Origin of the sequence: Rhizobium sp. AN73 (assembly GCF_030757975.1) — a bacterium.
GTDB classification, from domain to species: Bacteria; Pseudomonadota; Alphaproteobacteria; order Rhizobiales; family Rhizobiaceae; genus Agrobacterium; species Agrobacterium arsenijevicii.
Genome location: NZ_JARWME010000002.1, coordinates 1,387,860 through 1,401,316, shown reverse-complemented (window position 1 = coordinate 1,401,316; position 13,457 = coordinate 1,387,860). Strand labels below are relative to the sequence as shown.

At 58.1% G+C, this 13,457-nt stretch carries 15 protein-coding genes, 1 tRNA gene and 2 pseudogenes; 9 read left to right on the top strand and 9 right to left on the bottom strand.

Going from position 1 to position 13,457, the window contains the following annotated elements; translation table 11 throughout:
- Positions 1-165: 165 nt before the first annotated feature.
- Together RBH10_RS16875 and RBH10_RS16870 are read right to left on the bottom strand one after the other, a co-directional pair.
- Positions 166-502: pseudogene (locus tag RBH10_RS16875) on the bottom strand (PilZ domain-containing protein).
- A gap of 98 nt (positions 503-600) precedes the next feature.
- Positions 601-1,068, bottom strand: a complete 468-nt coding sequence (locus RBH10_RS16870; RefSeq protein ID WP_281036432.1) for a DUF1203 domain-containing protein — start codon at positions 1,066-1,068, stop codon at positions 601-603.
- Between the two features lie 163 nt (positions 1,069-1,231).
- On the opposite strand from RBH10_RS16870, the gene RBH10_RS16865 reads away from it, so the two are divergent.
- Positions 1,232-2,116, top strand: a complete 885-nt coding sequence (locus RBH10_RS16865) for a DUF4344 domain-containing metallopeptidase (protein ID WP_281036433.1) — start codon at positions 1,232-1,234, stop codon at positions 2,114-2,116.
- Between the two features lie 54 nt (positions 2,117-2,170).
- A complete protein-coding gene (locus tag RBH10_RS16860; protein WP_281036434.1) occupies positions 2,171-2,815 on the top strand; it encodes a dihydrofolate reductase family protein in 645 nt (214 codons plus the stop codon).
- Between the two features lie 158 nt (positions 2,816-2,973).
- Here the strand turns inward: RBH10_RS16860 and sseA are convergent, their stop codons facing one another.
- From sseA to RBH10_RS16840, 4 genes and pseudogenes are all read right to left on the bottom strand, one after another.
- Positions 2,974-4,395: a 3-mercaptopyruvate sulfurtransferase gene (sseA, locus tag RBH10_RS16855; protein WP_281036435.1), complete on the bottom strand. Its 1,422-nt coding sequence runs from the start codon at positions 4,393-4,395 to the stop codon at positions 2,974-2,976.
- A gap of 16 nt (positions 4,396-4,411) precedes the next feature.
- The gene (locus RBH10_RS16850; RefSeq protein WP_306180712.1) at positions 4,412-5,149 is read right to left on the bottom strand and encodes an alanyl-tRNA editing protein; all 738 of its coding nucleotides are present in this window, start codon (positions 5,147-5,149) and stop codon (positions 4,412-4,414) included.
- Positions 5,150-5,161: 12 nt separating this feature from the next.
- Positions 5,162-6,198, bottom strand: a pseudogene (locus RBH10_RS16845) (cysteine synthase A).
- A gap of 122 nt (positions 6,199-6,320) precedes the next feature.
- Positions 6,321-7,760: a deoxyribodipyrimidine photo-lyase gene (locus tag RBH10_RS16840; RefSeq protein WP_281036437.1), complete on the bottom strand. Its 1,440-nt coding sequence runs from the start codon at positions 7,758-7,760 to the stop codon at positions 6,321-6,323.
- Between the two features lie 189 nt (positions 7,761-7,949).
- On the opposite strand from RBH10_RS16840, the gene RBH10_RS16835 reads away from it, so the two are divergent.
- From RBH10_RS16835 to RBH10_RS16825, 3 genes are all read left to right on the top strand, one after another.
- Positions 7,950-8,234, top strand: coding sequence for a DUF982 domain-containing protein (locus RBH10_RS16835; RefSeq protein ID WP_281036438.1), 285 nt, complete (start codon positions 7,950-7,952; stop codon positions 8,232-8,234).
- A gap of 131 nt (positions 8,235-8,365) precedes the next feature.
- Entirely contained in the window at positions 8,366-8,923 is a 558-nt protein-coding gene (locus tag RBH10_RS16830) for a methylated-DNA--[protein]-cysteine S-methyltransferase (RefSeq protein WP_281036439.1), read from the top strand.
- 113 nt (positions 8,924-9,036) lie between these two features.
- Positions 9,037-9,480 (top strand): TIGR02594 family protein, encoded by a 444-nt coding sequence (locus tag RBH10_RS16825; RefSeq protein WP_281036440.1) that lies wholly within the window; start codon positions 9,037-9,039, stop codon positions 9,478-9,480.
- A 69-nt stretch (positions 9,481-9,549) separates the two neighbouring features.
- Here RBH10_RS16825 and RBH10_RS16820 read toward each other — a convergent pair whose 3' ends face one another.
- Positions 9,550-9,789: a hypothetical protein gene (locus RBH10_RS16820; protein WP_045015920.1), complete on the bottom strand. Its 240-nt coding sequence runs from the start codon at positions 9,787-9,789 to the stop codon at positions 9,550-9,552.
- Between the two features lie 169 nt (positions 9,790-9,958).
- Between RBH10_RS16820 and RBH10_RS16815 the strand changes: the two genes are divergently transcribed.
- On the top strand, positions 9,959-10,318 hold the full coding sequence (locus RBH10_RS16815; RefSeq protein WP_281036441.1) for a DUF2934 domain-containing protein: 360 nt from the start codon (positions 9,959-9,961) through the stop codon (positions 10,316-10,318).
- 100 nt (positions 10,319-10,418) lie between these two features.
- On the opposite strand, the gene RBH10_RS16810 is transcribed toward RBH10_RS16815, so the two are convergent.
- Positions 10,419-10,494 (bottom strand) — tRNA-Asn (locus tag RBH10_RS16810).
- Between the two features lie 176 nt (positions 10,495-10,670).
- On the opposite strand from RBH10_RS16810, the gene RBH10_RS16805 reads away from it, so the two are divergent.
- Entirely contained in the window at positions 10,671-10,949 is a 279-nt protein-coding gene (locus tag RBH10_RS16805; protein WP_045015922.1) for a hypothetical protein, read from the top strand.
- Positions 10,950-10,951: 2 nt separating this feature from the next.
- Here RBH10_RS16805 and RBH10_RS16800 read toward each other — a convergent pair whose 3' ends face one another.
- Positions 10,952-11,596, bottom strand: coding sequence for an exopolysaccharide biosynthesis protein (locus tag RBH10_RS16800; RefSeq protein WP_281036442.1), 645 nt, complete (start codon positions 11,594-11,596; stop codon positions 10,952-10,954).
- Positions 11,597-12,112: 516 nt separating this feature from the next.
- On the opposite strand from RBH10_RS16800, the gene RBH10_RS16795 reads away from it, so the two are divergent.
- Complete coding sequence (locus RBH10_RS16795) at positions 12,113-12,700, top strand: YqaA family protein (RefSeq protein ID WP_281036443.1); 588 nt, start codon at positions 12,113-12,115, stop codon at positions 12,698-12,700.
- 105 nt (positions 12,701-12,805) lie between these two features.
- Positions 12,806-13,387, top strand: coding sequence for a dual specificity protein phosphatase family protein (locus tag RBH10_RS16790; RefSeq protein ID WP_281036444.1), 582 nt, complete (start codon positions 12,806-12,808; stop codon positions 13,385-13,387).
- Positions 13,388-13,457 lie beyond the last annotated feature (70 nt).

Genomic DNA, 13,457 nt, shown 5'->3' with positions numbered 1-13,457 from the left:
AAGCAATCGCCGAGGAGTCCATCAACAAAATGACAAGCCCATGACAGGGTGGGCCTTTTTCAACCGTTTGATAAATTTTTTGTCACAAGGCTACCGCGCGCCCATGGCGCGCATCGGGAATGCGCCATGTCCGGGTTGCGCATTCCAGCTTTCGAAAACGTCGGGTTAGCGGGCGAGTGTCGGTTTCACTTCTTCGTGGAAGAAGCGGAAATAGGAGGAAAGCTGCGCCAGCGTGTTGGTGGAAAGCTTGAGCTGCAGGCCGAGGCGGTTCTGGTGCTGCCATTGCACCTCGCCCTCGATGAAGCCCAGATCCTCGCTCTGCACCTTCACCCGGCTTCCCTTGGCGGCAGCGAAAGGTCCGTCCAGTTCGAGCGCCATGCCCGTGGCGGAAAGGTCCACCACGCGGCCCCGGGTCGACTGGCTGAAATAGTGCACAGTCGCGTAGATCTCGAGTCTTGCTGCGCGTCGCGGTGCGGGTCGCCATATTCAGGTTGTTTGTCATTTCGCTACTCAAATCAATTGTTTCCGATGCTTGCATCATGGCGCAGAAAGTTTGAAAGCCGTTTAGTTCTTCTATTAAAATTGTAAGTAATTTTGCGATTATGCTGTATCAATACGGCACTGGTAGCAATTGTTGCGGGCAGAGCGCACATGCACATAGGCAACGTCGCCACGCTCCAGCAGATGTCCCGCGCGCGCGACAATCTCGCCCGTCGCGGTCACCGCTCCGGTGCCGTAGACAATGCGGTCGTCGGCGCCATATCCGCGCACGATATAATCAGGGCTGTCCAGCATCGGTGGAACGGCATCCGTCTGCGGGTAACGCCCGCAGTCCTCCGCATGAAGAAATATCGGGCCCGTTTCGGCATAGGGCTGGAGCGAAGGGAAGGGCCGGTAGGCAAGGATCAGCATGCCTTCGCCGGCATCAATCTTGCCAAGGCAATGGCGGCAGGGCATGCCGCCGGGAGAAACGGCTTTTTCCGGCTGGTTGCCATAGGCGTCCGCAGCGCCTGCACGGAAGGCTGCGGCTTGCCTCTCCGGCATTGCGGTGAAAACGAGATCGGTCATGTGAAGCTCCATTTGGTTCGGATCGGCGTTGCTTCTTTGCAGCTATGACCCCGAAACAGACCTCTATCCACCCGATTCTTGACAGGTGATGCAACCAGCCCATTGCGTGACTCGTTAGCATCGGGAATCAGTGGCGCTCCTCGATCCCGGAAGGTCTGATTTTATGTTCCGTCGTTTTCTGGCCGCCGTCCCGCTGGCTTTCGTTTCGTTGACGGTTCCGATTGACACGCAGGCGCAGGTCGCCTCCGGTCTCGATGGCCTCTCCGACGATCAGCTGCAGCAGGCGGTCAATTTCGTCATCGGCAATGCGATCTTCTCGCTTTATCACGAGGGCGCGCGCATGCTGATCTCGGATTTCGGAACGCCGGAGACCGGCAGCGCGCAGGCCCCGGCGGACCAGCTGGCGGGCACGCTCATCCTTCAGGCCAATGAGGAATGGCTCGATACCGCGCTCGTCAACGCCACCGACAGCTGGTATCTGGCCCGCGAGGCGGAGGCCTTGCCCGAGCACGAAGCACCGGTCTTTTCGGCGCTCATTCCCGACAAGAGCCGCGACCGCAACATGGCCTGCCTGATGGTTGGCCGCGACAAGGACGGTTACGGCGATCTTGCCACCATGATGGGACTGCCCAATAACGAATTCGCCAAATGCGGTGCCGCCTATCCGCATGTCGCCTCGGCGTGGGAAGATTTCCTGACACCTCATCGCACGCAGACGCCGTCCAGATTTACCGTGAGTTACATGCCGCCGCGCGATCCGGAGCTTGAACCCTACGCCATCATGGTCAAGGAATCGAAAGTTCTCGATCTCATCAGCCGTAGTTTCGGCGCTTATGGCCTGAAGGGCGATGTCAAGTTGACGGCGCGGTCCTGTGGGCGTCCCGATGTCTACTGGTCGTCGGAAAAGCGCGAGATCACCTATTGCTACGAGCTGGGTAAATTCCAGGCGGAGCTGATTGCCGACCATCTCCTGAACAATGTCACGGAAGACAAGGGTTCCGCCGGTGGGCAGACCCCGACGGCGGTCACTCTGGAAAGAGAAATCTGAGGCCAGGCACCGGATGCACGGCAACCTGTCCTCTTGAAACGGGAGGATATTGCCATGCCGAAGGTTGTCGTTCGCAATTTTTCCATTTCGATTGACGGATATGGCGCCGGGCCGGACCAGTCTCTTCAGAACCCGCTGGGCGTGAACGGCGAAACGCTGCATCAATGGGCGTTCAAGACCCGCACCTTCCACCGCATGTTTGGAAAGGAGGGCGGCTCGACCAGTACGGATGAGGATTTTACCGAAAAGAGCTTCGCAAATATCGGCGCATGGATTTTGGGACGCAACATGTTCGGGCCTATCCGCGGCGCATGGCCGGATGAAAACTGGAAGGGCTGGTGGGGCGATGAGCCACCCTATCACGTCCCCGTTTTTGTGTTGACGCACCATGCGCGCGCCTCTTTCACGATGAAGGGTGGCACCGTCTTCCATTTCGTCACGACAGGTATCAAGGCCGCTCTCGACATGGCGCTGGAGGCGGCAAACGGCAAGGATGTCAGGATCGGCGGTGGTGTTTCCACCATCCGGCAGTATATGGCCGAAGGAATGATCGACGAATTGCATCTGGCGCTTGCGCCGGTGTTTCTCGGCAGGGGTGAGAATCTCTTCGAAGGGCTGGATATGCCTGCGCTTGGTTATCGCTGCACCGGAACGGTGGCGGGCGAGGGCGCTACCCATCTGGTTATCGACAAGGGCTGAATGCCGCGCCGTTCAGGGTATCCCCACCAACATTGCGCAGCGGTTTTCTGCGCTGACATTTCCCCCACTCCCTCATTCCTGTGACGAGCACAGGAATGAGGGAGTGGGGATCACACGCGACCGAAGAATGGCGCGCGTCGCTCTCAATCGCCCACAACTCAGTTGCGCAGCGAGATTTCCAGAAGCTCGGTATCGGACAGCGGCTCCACCCAGGCCTCATAGGTGCCAACAGGCGAAAAGCCCATCATCTGGTAAAGCTGCAGCGCGCGCGGATGGTCGAGCGTGTTGGTGGTCACCGTCACGCGTTTGGGATTGTCCTGCCAGGCGGCGTAAAGAGCCTGCAACAGGAACCACTTGCCGACGCCAGCACCAATCGCCTCTTCGAGCAGCCCGAAATAGGAAAGCTCGGTGACCTCGTCGCTCGCCTTGTTCAACTCGAAGAAACCGGCGGGCGCACCGTTCATGTAAAGAACCGTGACGCTGTTGTTCGGGTTCTTGAGGGTGGCGGACAGTTCCGCGTCGCTCATGCGCATGCGTTTTTGCCAGTGCCAGCGTTTTCCCACCCGCCAGTACATGTAACGATAGAAGTGCAGGGGAATATCGTTGACCCGCATCAGCGCCGTCTGGATGTTGACGGGGATCGCGAGGCTCACCTTCGGCGGCGCCGTCATTTCCAGCTGTGTGACATGCGCCTTCAAAGGCCCATGCGACACCACGGGAACAGGCTCGGCGGGGCCGGTAACAATAGGCGTATCTTCCAGCCCGCCCCATTCAGACCAGGAACCGTCATAGAGCGAATTGTCCTGATGGCCGAGTGACTCCAGCGCAAGGGTGATGACGGCGGCGGTGACGCCCGAGCCGCAGCTTGTGACGACGGGCTTGCCGAGATCGATACCGGCGTCAGTCACCATCTTGCGGATGGCGGTGAGGTCCTTGAAATGACCGTTCTCGGAGAAGGCGGTGGCGGGCAGGCTGCGTGCGCCGGGCATGTGGCCGGAGCGCATGCCGGCGCGCGGTTCGGCCTCATCGCCGGTGAAACGTCCCGCGCCGCGCGCATCGGCGATCTGCTTTTCACCGCCGTCGACGATGCCACGCATGGTCGAAAGCGAGGTCACGCGCTTCTCATTGAAATCGGGTGTGAAGGTTGCGGGTTCGATCTCCGGCGTGCCGGTTTCGAGCGGCCGGCCTTCGCGCTTCCAGCCGTCCAGACCGCCATCCAGCACATAGGCCTTGCGCACGCCCATCACCCGCAGCATCCACCAGACGCGCGGTGCGGAAAAGAAACCGGGGCCGTCATAGACCACGATCGTATCGGTATCGCTGAGGCCAAGCTCGCCCGCCTGTTCCGCAAAGAACTCCGGCGAGGGCAGGGAATGCGGCAGGCCGGTCGTATGATCGGCGATCTTGTCCTGATCGAAGAACACGGCGCCGGGCAGGTGACCCGCCGCAAATTCTTCCGCGCCATTGCGCTTGTGTGTGGGCAGATACCAGGAGGCGTCAACGACACGAAACCCGGCCGTGCCGAGCTGTGCTTCTACCCAGTCCGCCGAAACGACGAAACGGCTCTTATCCGTGCTCACGATGTTTCTCCCGATTTCAGGCAACAGCTTCAGGCGCGCCGAAACGAATGCGGAACCGCCTGTTCTCCTTGCCCTTCTTTTCTATCTTGGCAATGTGAATATCACCCACTTCCTGCGTTTCGGAAACATGGGTGCCGCCGCAGGGCTGGCTGTCGATGGCAGAATTTTCGCCGATGCAGACGAGGCTGACCCGGCCGAGGCCCATTGGCGGGCGAACATTCTTGGATTTGACAATGCCCGGATTGGCAGCCAGCTCTTCGTCGGTAATCCATTGCAGGAAGACGGGATGGTTGGCTTTCACCAGTTCCATCAGCTTTGCCGTCACTTCGTCCTTGTCGATGGTCTCAGACATATCGAAATCGACGCGCGATCCGTCCTCGCCGACGGCGGCTCCGGTGATCGGCCACTGGCAGACGACGGAGAGCAGGTGGCAGGCGGTGTGCATGCGCATCAGCTTGTAGCGGCGCGGCCAGTCCACATGCAAGGTCAGCTTCTCGCCGATCTCGGGGGAAGGCTGACCTTCTAGCGGCACATGGACGATCACGCTCTTGTCGGCACCGTTTTTGGTAATGCCGAGTTCGATACGCGAACCGTCTGCCCGCTCGAGAAAGCCGCTATCTCCCGGCTGGCCGCCGGAGGTGGCGTAAAAGCAGGTCTGGTCCAGCTCGATGCCGCCATCCTCATGCACCGCCGTGACGATTGCTTCTGCGGTGGAAAGATAAAAATCGTCACGGAACAGGGCATTCACAGGCATTTCGGCATGTCCTCAAACGGTTTCGTACGGAACCGCAATCTCGCTTTTCGTCGCCAGCCACTGTGGAACCGGAAGTCCCTTGGAACGCAGGAAATCCGGATTGAAGAGCTTAGACTGATAACGATTACCGTAGTCGCAAAGTATCGTCACGATGGTATGCCCCGGACCAAGCTCGCGGGCAAGGCGGATTGCACCGGCAATGTTGATGCCGGAGGAACCGCCGAGGCACAGACCCTCTTTCGTGACCAGATCGAACAGCACCGGCAGGGCTTCCGCATCCGAAATGCGATAGGAGAAATCCGGCGTGAAACCTTCCAGATTGGCGGTGATGCGTCCCTGTCCGATGCCCTCGGTGATGGAGGAGCCTTCGGATTTCAGCACGCCGTGTTTGTAAAATTCGTAAAGGGCGGCGCCTTCGGGGTCGGCAAGGCCGATCTTGATGTCGGGGTTGAAATCGCGCAGGCCGTCTGCCACGCCCGCAAGCGTTCCGCCGGAGCCGACCGAGCAAATGAAACCATCGACCTTGCCGTCCGTCTGATCCCAGATTTCCGGTGCCGTCGTTTCGATATGGGCCTGACGGTTGGCGATATTGTCGAACTGGTTGGCCCAGACGGCGCCGTTTTCATCCGTCGCGGCAAGCTGTTTTGCCAGCCGGCCGGAGACCTTCACGTAATTGTTCGGGTTGGAATAAGGTGCGGCCGGAACTTCGACCAGCTTGGCGCCGAGAAGCTTCAGCGCATCCTTTTTTCCTGGCTCTGCGTCTCGGGAATGACGATGACAGTCTTGTAGCCGAGCGCATTGGCGACCAGCGACAGGCCGATGCCGGTGTTGCCCGCCGTACCTTCCACAATGGTACCACCCGGCCGCAGCTGCCCGCGCCGTTCTGCGTCGCGGATGATGTAGAGCGCGGCGCGATCCTTCACCGACTGGCCGGGGTTGAGGAACTCCGCCTTGCCGAGGATTTCACACCCCGTCGCTTCAGAGGCGGCTTTCAGACGGATGAGCGGCGTGTTGCCGATAGCACTGAGCGCAGAGGAGTGAATGGTCATGATTGAGCCTTCTTGTCTGAGCGGAAATTAGGTGCCGTTATGTCCCGTTACAACCGCCTCAAGGCAAGAAATTATCTTCCCGCCTTTGGCTTAGCCACGCAAAATTTTGCCGATACCCAATTTTATGCGTTGTTCTTCACAGCAGCATAGGCCGCAAGCGCTCTTTCGCGTGCCTTCGTGTGGTCGACAATCGGCTGGGGATAGGTTTTGCCAAGCTCGATGCCCGCCTTCTGCAGCACCGCCTGCGGCGCCTCAAACGGCTTGTGGATGTATTTTCCTTCAAGCTTTTCAAGCTCCGGCACGAAGCGGCGCACATAATCGCCCTCGCCATCGAATTTTTCGCCCTGCAATATGGGATTAAAGATGCGGAAAAACGGCGAGGCGTCCGCGCCGGAACCCGCCACCCACTGCCAGTTGGCGGCATTCGAGGCCGGATCGGCATCAACAAGCGTATCGCGAAACCATTTCTCACCCCTCCGCCAGTCGATCAGCAGATGTTTGATGAGGAAGGAGGCGACGATCATGCGCACGCGGTTATGCATGGTGCCGTGTTTCCACAGTTGCCGCATACCGGCATCGACGATCGGATACCCCGTCATGCCGCGTTTCCAGGCGTTGAAGGATTTCTCGTCGTCCCGCCAGCCGAAGGCATCGAAACTGTCGTTCCAGTTCTTTTCGTCCAACTCAGGGAAATGAAACAGCAGATGGTAGCAGAATTCCCGCCAGACGAGTTCCTTGCGAAACCGGCTGATATCGTTGGAGGCGATATGGCGGGAGAGGCCCTTCGTCGCGTGCCAGACGGCGGCAGGCGATATTTCACCGAGAGCCAGATGCGGTGCAAGTAGCGAGGTGGCGTCCTTTGCCGGAAAATCGCGGCCTTCCTCGTAACCCTTCAGAGCGCCGTCGATGAAATCATCGAGTTTTTCCCGGGCGCTGTTTTCGCCGGGTGTCCATATTTCGCTGAAATCCCTGGCCCAGTCAGGTTTGACGGGCAGGAGCTTCCAGTCGCCAAGCTTCTCCGATTTCGGCCATGTCTGCGGTGCCGTCAGGCTTTTCACTGCATCCGCCGGCGCATGTGGTTCTTCGCCGCCCTCAAGCGCCCGCCAGAAGGGCGTATAGACGCGGTAGGGGCCGCCGGATTTCGTCTTCAGCCGGGATGGCTCGTGCAGCAGATGTCCGGCAAAGCTGCGAACGGTCATGCCGTCGTCCCGGAGCTTCTGTTTCAGCACTTTGTCCGTCGCCATGCCGGCCGGTTCGTAGCGGCGGTTCCAGAATACGGTATCAGCACCGGTTGCGGATATCAGCTGATCCAATACCTCCCCAGCATCGCCGCTCATGAACAGGAGATGGCTGCCGGTCTTTTCCAGCGCGGTGGAGAGCGAGACAAGCGAATGATGAAGCCACCATTCCTGTGCTCCACCCAGCGGGCCGCAAGACATTTCTCTTATGTAGAGCGGCAGGATGGGGCCGCCATGCTCCACGGCTGCAAGAAGGGCGAGATTGTCCGCAAGACGCAAGTCCTTGCGGAACCAGACGATGACGGGAGAGGCTGTTGTCTGCATGAAGGGATCCGGTTCACTTCCGCTTGAACGAGTGTTGAAACGCTTTGTTCCGCAAATGGCGTAGAATGGAGAAATGGAGGCGCATGGTTATTCGAGGGTTATTTTTTTGGCCTTGAAACCGCAGGTGAAGGGAACCAACTGGAGGAGCCGGCGTTTGTCGCGGGTTAATAGAGCATGGAAGTGCAATCAATGTTGCTGAATGACGTTAAGTGGGAAAAGCCCGTTACCATATCTCTGGAAAACGGTGCTCCCCGAATTTTCAACGGCGTTTACGAGGCCTTCGATTTTCTGCAGCACGAATGGCCGCAACGCGGTGGCAAGGCACACGAACAGGCACTGCGTCTGTGCCGCGCCTCGCTTATGGGGGATGTGGCGGGAGAAATAGCCCGCGCGGCCTTCGTCACCGCAAGCCGGCAGGCGCAATGCCTGTTGGAAGACGGAAACAGGGCGGAGCAGGGTAAAATTGCATCCTGAGCAATTTCTGGACTGATATGTGAAAGGCCATCCGCAAAAGCCGGGTGGCCTTGTTGTATCAGCAGCCAGAAACGGGTTGTTTCGAACGCAGGATATGGCATCTTTCGCGCCGAAAGCGGATGAATACGGCGATGAGCAACCATTACGGCTATATTGTTTTTCCGACGGCGCTTGGCCATTGCGGCCTTGCTTGGGCAGGGCGCGGTATCGTGCGTCTGCAATTGCCGAGCACTGATGCCGGCGAGACCGAAAGACTTCTCCAGAAGCGCCTGCCATCGTCATCCATCGCGGTTCCTGAAACACGGACCCGTGAGGTGATCGCGATGATCACCCGTTATTTCAATGGCGAGGAGATCGATTTTAGCACCGTCGATCTCGATCTTGCCGGACAGGAGCGGTTCTTTCTCGATGTTTACGCGGTTGCGCGGCAGATCGGCTGGGGCCGCACCACGACCTATGGCGGCATCGTGAAAACGCTGGGCCTCGGCATGGAAAAGGCCCGCGATGTCGGTCAGGCGATGGCGAGAAATCCGGTGCCGCTGATCATTCCCTGCCACCGCGTGCTGGCCGCCGGTGGCCGTCTGGGCGGCTTTTCCGCGCCGGGGGGAACGAACACCAAATTGCGGATGCTGGATCTCGAAAATGCCGGCCGTGCCCAGGCGGACGATGCACAGGGCAGCCTGTTTTGAAGCAATGACAGATCAGCCGGCATGAATAGCCGTCTGATTTCTGCCCTTTTCTCGTCAAATTGTCGCTAGATTGTCATAATACACGGACGCCCTCTAACATAAGGGCGAGACGTTTGAGAGTATCCACGTTAATTCTATCCGTAGCCTTGTCTTTTACAGCCGTTGCATCCGCTTCGGCAGGCATGTTGAACCAGGCTGAGCAATATACCGGGCTGCATGAAGCCAAAAATAACAAGAGCCTGAAGAATATTCTTGGGGCAAATCCCCGCAGTACACCATGGTGTGGTCTTTTCCTGCATGCCGTCGCCAACAAGGCCGGCCGGCAGTCTCCCAAATCCTACGGATTTGCGAAATCCTGGACCTCCTTCGGTTATGCTGTTCCCGTCGGTGCTGCCAAACCGGGCGACGTCGTCGTCCTTCGCAACGGTCGCGGTTATCACGTCGGCATTCTAAAGAGCATGAGCGGCAAGACCGCGCAAATCCTCGGCGGCAATCAGTCCGGCCGGGTGCAGGTATCGAATTTCAATCGCAAGACCATCGTTTCCGTTCGTCGCTGAAGACCGGACCACACTCACGACAATCCTTATAAAGGCGGGCTATGGCCCGCCTTATGCGTTTTAAGGCCCCTATGGCTGTTCCCTGACGCCGGGCGCCGCTTCGCGCTGGTCGTCGTCCTCTAGGTCTGTGGCGACGATGAAGGCGTCCTCATGTTGCCGTGCCGCCTGCCGCCGTGCGCGCAGGCTCATGGATTCATCCGGATAAATCTCACCTTCTTTGGATTTGAGTTCGCTGTCGGTTTCGAAACGTGCCAAATCCTCGTCTCTGATGTCGAGAGGCTCGTTTTTCTTCTGTTTCGGATCGCTCATGGATGGTCCTCCTGCGGGTTCCAGCCGGGCAAACGATCTGGCGAAGAGGACGGTTCCTTTTTTTGCGGAAATGCGCGTGCGCCACCACGGAGGGCGGAACAATTTCCGGGCTTTTCTGTTTTTCTTCCGGCACAATCCAAACCGGCGCAACGAAAGAGGGAGGCCCGTTATGAACCATGATCGCGAAGCCGCAATCCGCGAAAAAGCGCGCGCAATATGGGAGAGGGAGGGAAAGCCGGACGGGCACCACGAACGGCACTGGATGGAGGCTGAACGGGAGGTCTCCGCCGCTGCGGGAGCCGCCAAGGCCAGAGGTAAGAACGGCGCGGCGAAACCCGCTGCCGCAAAGGCTCCGGCGAAGAAAGCCAAATCGCCAGCCGTAAAATCGCTTCAGAAAGAACGAAAGGCCGCGAGCCGCGTAAAGGAAGACGACCTGACCGAAAGCCTGGAGGAAAGTTTCCCGGCCAGCGATCCGCCGGCGCTCACCAATGCGTCGACTGCGACGAAGCGTGTGGTGAAGAAGACCTGACGCCACTACCACCCGGCAATCGGGCAGGGTGAATATGCTAAGATGCAGCTTGGGCGGATGCATTTGCATCTCGCTCATCATACCATTGCTTTGAAAGAAATGGCTCCCCGGGCCGGATTCTGAACCGGCGACCTGTCGATTAACAGTCGAATGCTCTACCGCTGAGCTACCAGGGAACGTGCGCTGCTTGGCGCGGTGTGAGCGGGGTAATACAAATGCTTTTCCGATTTGCCAAGCGGTTTTTTCAAAAAAAACGCATTCATCTTGTTTTATCTCGCCGGAGTCCCGATTTTCCGGGCTTATTGACGGTCAAAAAATTATCCACAGGCCAGATGTTAAAGGGCAGTATGGAATGAAATTCGGAATGGACCACAGAACGGGTCGCCTCAATCTCGGAAAATGGAGCGTTGCCATGCCGCGTTCGCGCGTCGGCAGGATCGCCACCGGCTCGGCGCTGGTGGTGGGCGGAACGCTTGGGTTCTTGCCCATCCTTGGTTTCTGGATGATCCCGCTCGGTCTTATCGTGCTTTCCCACGATCTGCCCGCGGTTCGCCGCAGGCGGCGACGGCTGGCGGTCTGGTGGGCATCGCGAGGCAACCGCCGCGATACCCGCAACAGAGGCCGGCAATAGGCTCAGCCGCCTATGGAGCTGCTGATGCCCTGTCCGGCCCAGAAGGCGGCATAGGCGAGTGCTGCGAAATAGATCGTCGTCAGGCCGAGAAACAGATACCCGCCAAGCACGGTGACGCCGTCCCTCTGGATCATGCCCGCAGAGAAGAGCAGGATGGCGACGCCCGGCAGGGTGTTGGAAAAGGGAATAAAGCCAAGCGGCATCATCAGCAACACACCCGCCGTCATCAGGGCAAGCCCGTTTATTCTGTTGGCGACAATGCCCGCCGTCAGCGCCGGGAGACGCGGGCGGATGAAGCGATCGAGCCTCGAGACGATGGCGACGCCCTTTTGAAGGGCAGGCACCAGCTTTGCCGTTTCCATCTGCCGGTCAAGGATCCTCGCCGGCAGCCATGGCAGGCGGTTGAGGGTGATTGCGAGACTGACGAGGATGATCGCCGCGCCGAACACGGTGCTGACGCCGGGAATGGAGACGGGAATGAGGAAGGGCAGGGAGGCTATGGCACAGATGAGCAACAGGCCCTGTTCGCCGATTGCTTCCATCAGTTCGCGCAATGTGATCGTCTGACCCTGCAGTTTTCCTATCAGCTTTTCGAGCGTGGTGCTGAGCTTTTCAGACGTATCAGTGAATGCGAATTCGTTCGACATCAGGCTTCCCGGAGGTTGTTTTAACTCCGGGTTTGATAACATTCATCCGGCCGAATGCCTACCGCTGATGGAAAATCAGCGCCTTCGCCGGTCTGCGGTTTCGTTCGCCTTCGGCTAGTGGGAAACCCAGCTGCTGTAGGCGCCTGCGAGAAGAACCACCAGCAGGATGACGAGTATGACCGGATTGATCGACGTAATGAAGCTTACATAGTCCACGATAACTTCCTCCTCTTTCCGTCACGCCTTATTTTACAGCAAAAAGGCCGGTTTATCTACCTGAGGGTGAAATTTCGCATCGCAGCAACCACTTGCCGCTGCGGTCTGGAATTGTTCGTCTTTCTCCTTTGCCGCAATGCAAAAATAAATCTTCCAACATTTGCCATTCTCTTGCGTTGTCTCTAATCCTGCTTTGGCGGCGGTCGGTGGTTCGAATGTCCGCCGCAGACAAATCACCGCTGAGATGTCTTGGCTCCTGCCTTGCCTTCGGTTTACAACGATCTTCCCCGGGGACATGAAATGCTGAAAAACATCTATGCTTGGACGATGGCGCTTGCGGCGCGCAAAAGCGCCGTGTGGTGGCTGGCGATCGTGGCCTTTGTCGAAAGCTCCATCTTTGTCGTGCCTGCGGATGTGCTTTTCGTGCCCATGGTTTTGGCCAAGCCGAAGAAGGCGATGTTTTATGCGTTCGTCGCAACGGTCGCCTCCGTTCTCGGTGGTATCGCCGGCTGGTTCCTCGGTCACTATGCTTTCGAGAGCGTCGCGCGGCCCATTCTCGAATTTTACGGCAAGCTGGACAGCTTCGAGCAGCTCAAGAACTCGGTGGATTACGAAACCATCGTTCTCCTGCTGGTGACATCGGGTTTTGCACACCTGCCGCCGATCAAGGTCGTCACGATCCTCTCCGGTGCGGCCAATATCAGCCTCGGCCTGTTCATTCTCTCGGCTGTCGTCACACGCGGCGCGCGCTTTTTCATCCTCGCCGGGCTGCTGCAAAAATACGGTGAACCGGTGCGCCATTTCATCGAAAAACGCCTTGGCGTCATCGCCGCTGCGGTTGCCGCTGCGCTCATCGCCATCTATGCCGTCTACGTTTTCGTTCGTTGATCGAACGCAATTTTTCTACTCTTACAATACTGTCGCATAACTTTCAGCCTACTGTCAGAATCCACCTGTATCGGTTGTCTCGTCCAATGAGAGAACCGGTTTATTATGCGAAGATTTTGGAAAGGCTCCTGTTGGGCCGCGGGTACGGCGGTACTTGCCATGGGTGGTTATCTTTTTGCCATCCAGCTTCTCGGCAACTTCCACGAAGTGATGGCGGGGCAGGTTTATCGCTCCAATCAGCCAAGCAGTGAGCAGCTTGTCCGTTATACCAAGGACCATGGTATCAAGACGGTCATCAACCTGCGCGGAGAGAACGAATCCGAGGATTGGTACAAGGACGAAATCAAAACGTCCCGCGAGCTTGGATTGACCCACATTAATTTTGGCATGTCGGCACGGCAGGAACTCGATATGGGCAGGGTGAACCAGCTCATCGCGATCATGCGTGATGCGCCGAAGCCCATCCTCATCCATTGCAAGTCCGGGGCGGACAGGACGGGTCTTGCGACCGCGCTTTATCTCGGCCGCATCGCGAATCTCGGCGAAAAGGCGGCTGAAAGCCAGCTTTCCGTTCGCTACGGCCATATCGGCATCCCCTATCTGTCTGAGACCTATGCCATGGACCAGACCTGGGAAAATGTCGAACACATGCCGATCACCGCCGACTTCACAATTGCGTCAAACTAGTTCCGAATACAGCTTCGGATAAATCTACCGTTACTTCGCGCATGCTGTAAAAAAATGGAAAGTGCCGGTC

What these genes read in the sequence shown, in the direction of transcription:
- RBH10_RS16860 (WP_281036434.1), top strand. Translation starts at nt 2,171, where the DNA reads ATGCCGAAGGTTGTCGTTCGCAATTTTTCCATTTCGATTGACGGATAT.
- RBH10_RS16840 (WP_281036437.1), bottom strand. Translation starts at nt 7,760, where the DNA reads ATGCAGACAACAGCCTCTCCCGTCATCGTCTGGTTCCGCAAGGACTTG.
- RBH10_RS16800 (WP_281036442.1), bottom strand. Translation starts at nt 11,596, where the DNA reads ATGTCGAACGAATTCGCATTCACTGATACGTCTGAAAAGCTCAGCACC.
- RBH10_RS16870 (WP_281036432.1), bottom strand. Translation starts at nt 1,068, where the DNA reads ATGACCGATCTCGTTTTCACCGCAATGCCGGAGAGGCAAGCCGCAGCC.
- RBH10_RS16805 (WP_045015922.1), top strand. Translation starts at nt 10,671, where the DNA reads ATGAAATTCGGAATGGACCACAGAACGGGTCGCCTCAATCTCGGAAAA.
- RBH10_RS16830 (WP_281036439.1), top strand. Translation starts at nt 8,366, where the DNA reads ATGAGCAACCATTACGGCTATATTGTTTTTCCGACGGCGCTTGGCCAT.
- RBH10_RS16820 (WP_045015920.1), bottom strand. Translation starts at nt 9,789, where the DNA reads ATGAGCGATCCGAAACAGAAGAAAAACGAGCCTCTCGACATCAGAGAC.
- RBH10_RS16865 (WP_281036433.1), top strand. Translation starts at nt 1,232, where the DNA reads ATGTTCCGTCGTTTTCTGGCCGCCGTCCCGCTGGCTTTCGTTTCGTTG.
- RBH10_RS16815 (WP_281036441.1), top strand. Translation starts at nt 9,959, where the DNA reads ATGAACCATGATCGCGAAGCCGCAATCCGCGAAAAAGCGCGCGCAATA.
- RBH10_RS16850 (WP_306180712.1), bottom strand. Translation starts at nt 5,149, where the DNA reads ATGCCTGTGAATGCCCTGTTCCGTGACGATTTTTATCTTTCCACCGCA.
- RBH10_RS16835 (WP_281036438.1), top strand. Translation starts at nt 7,950, where the DNA reads ATGTTGCTGAATGACGTTAAGTGGGAAAAGCCCGTTACCATATCTCTG.
- RBH10_RS16790 (WP_281036444.1), top strand. Translation starts at nt 12,806, where the DNA reads ATGCGAAGATTTTGGAAAGGCTCCTGTTGGGCCGCGGGTACGGCGGTA.
- RBH10_RS16795 (WP_281036443.1), top strand. Translation starts at nt 12,113, where the DNA reads ATGCTGAAAAACATCTATGCTTGGACGATGGCGCTTGCGGCGCGCAAA.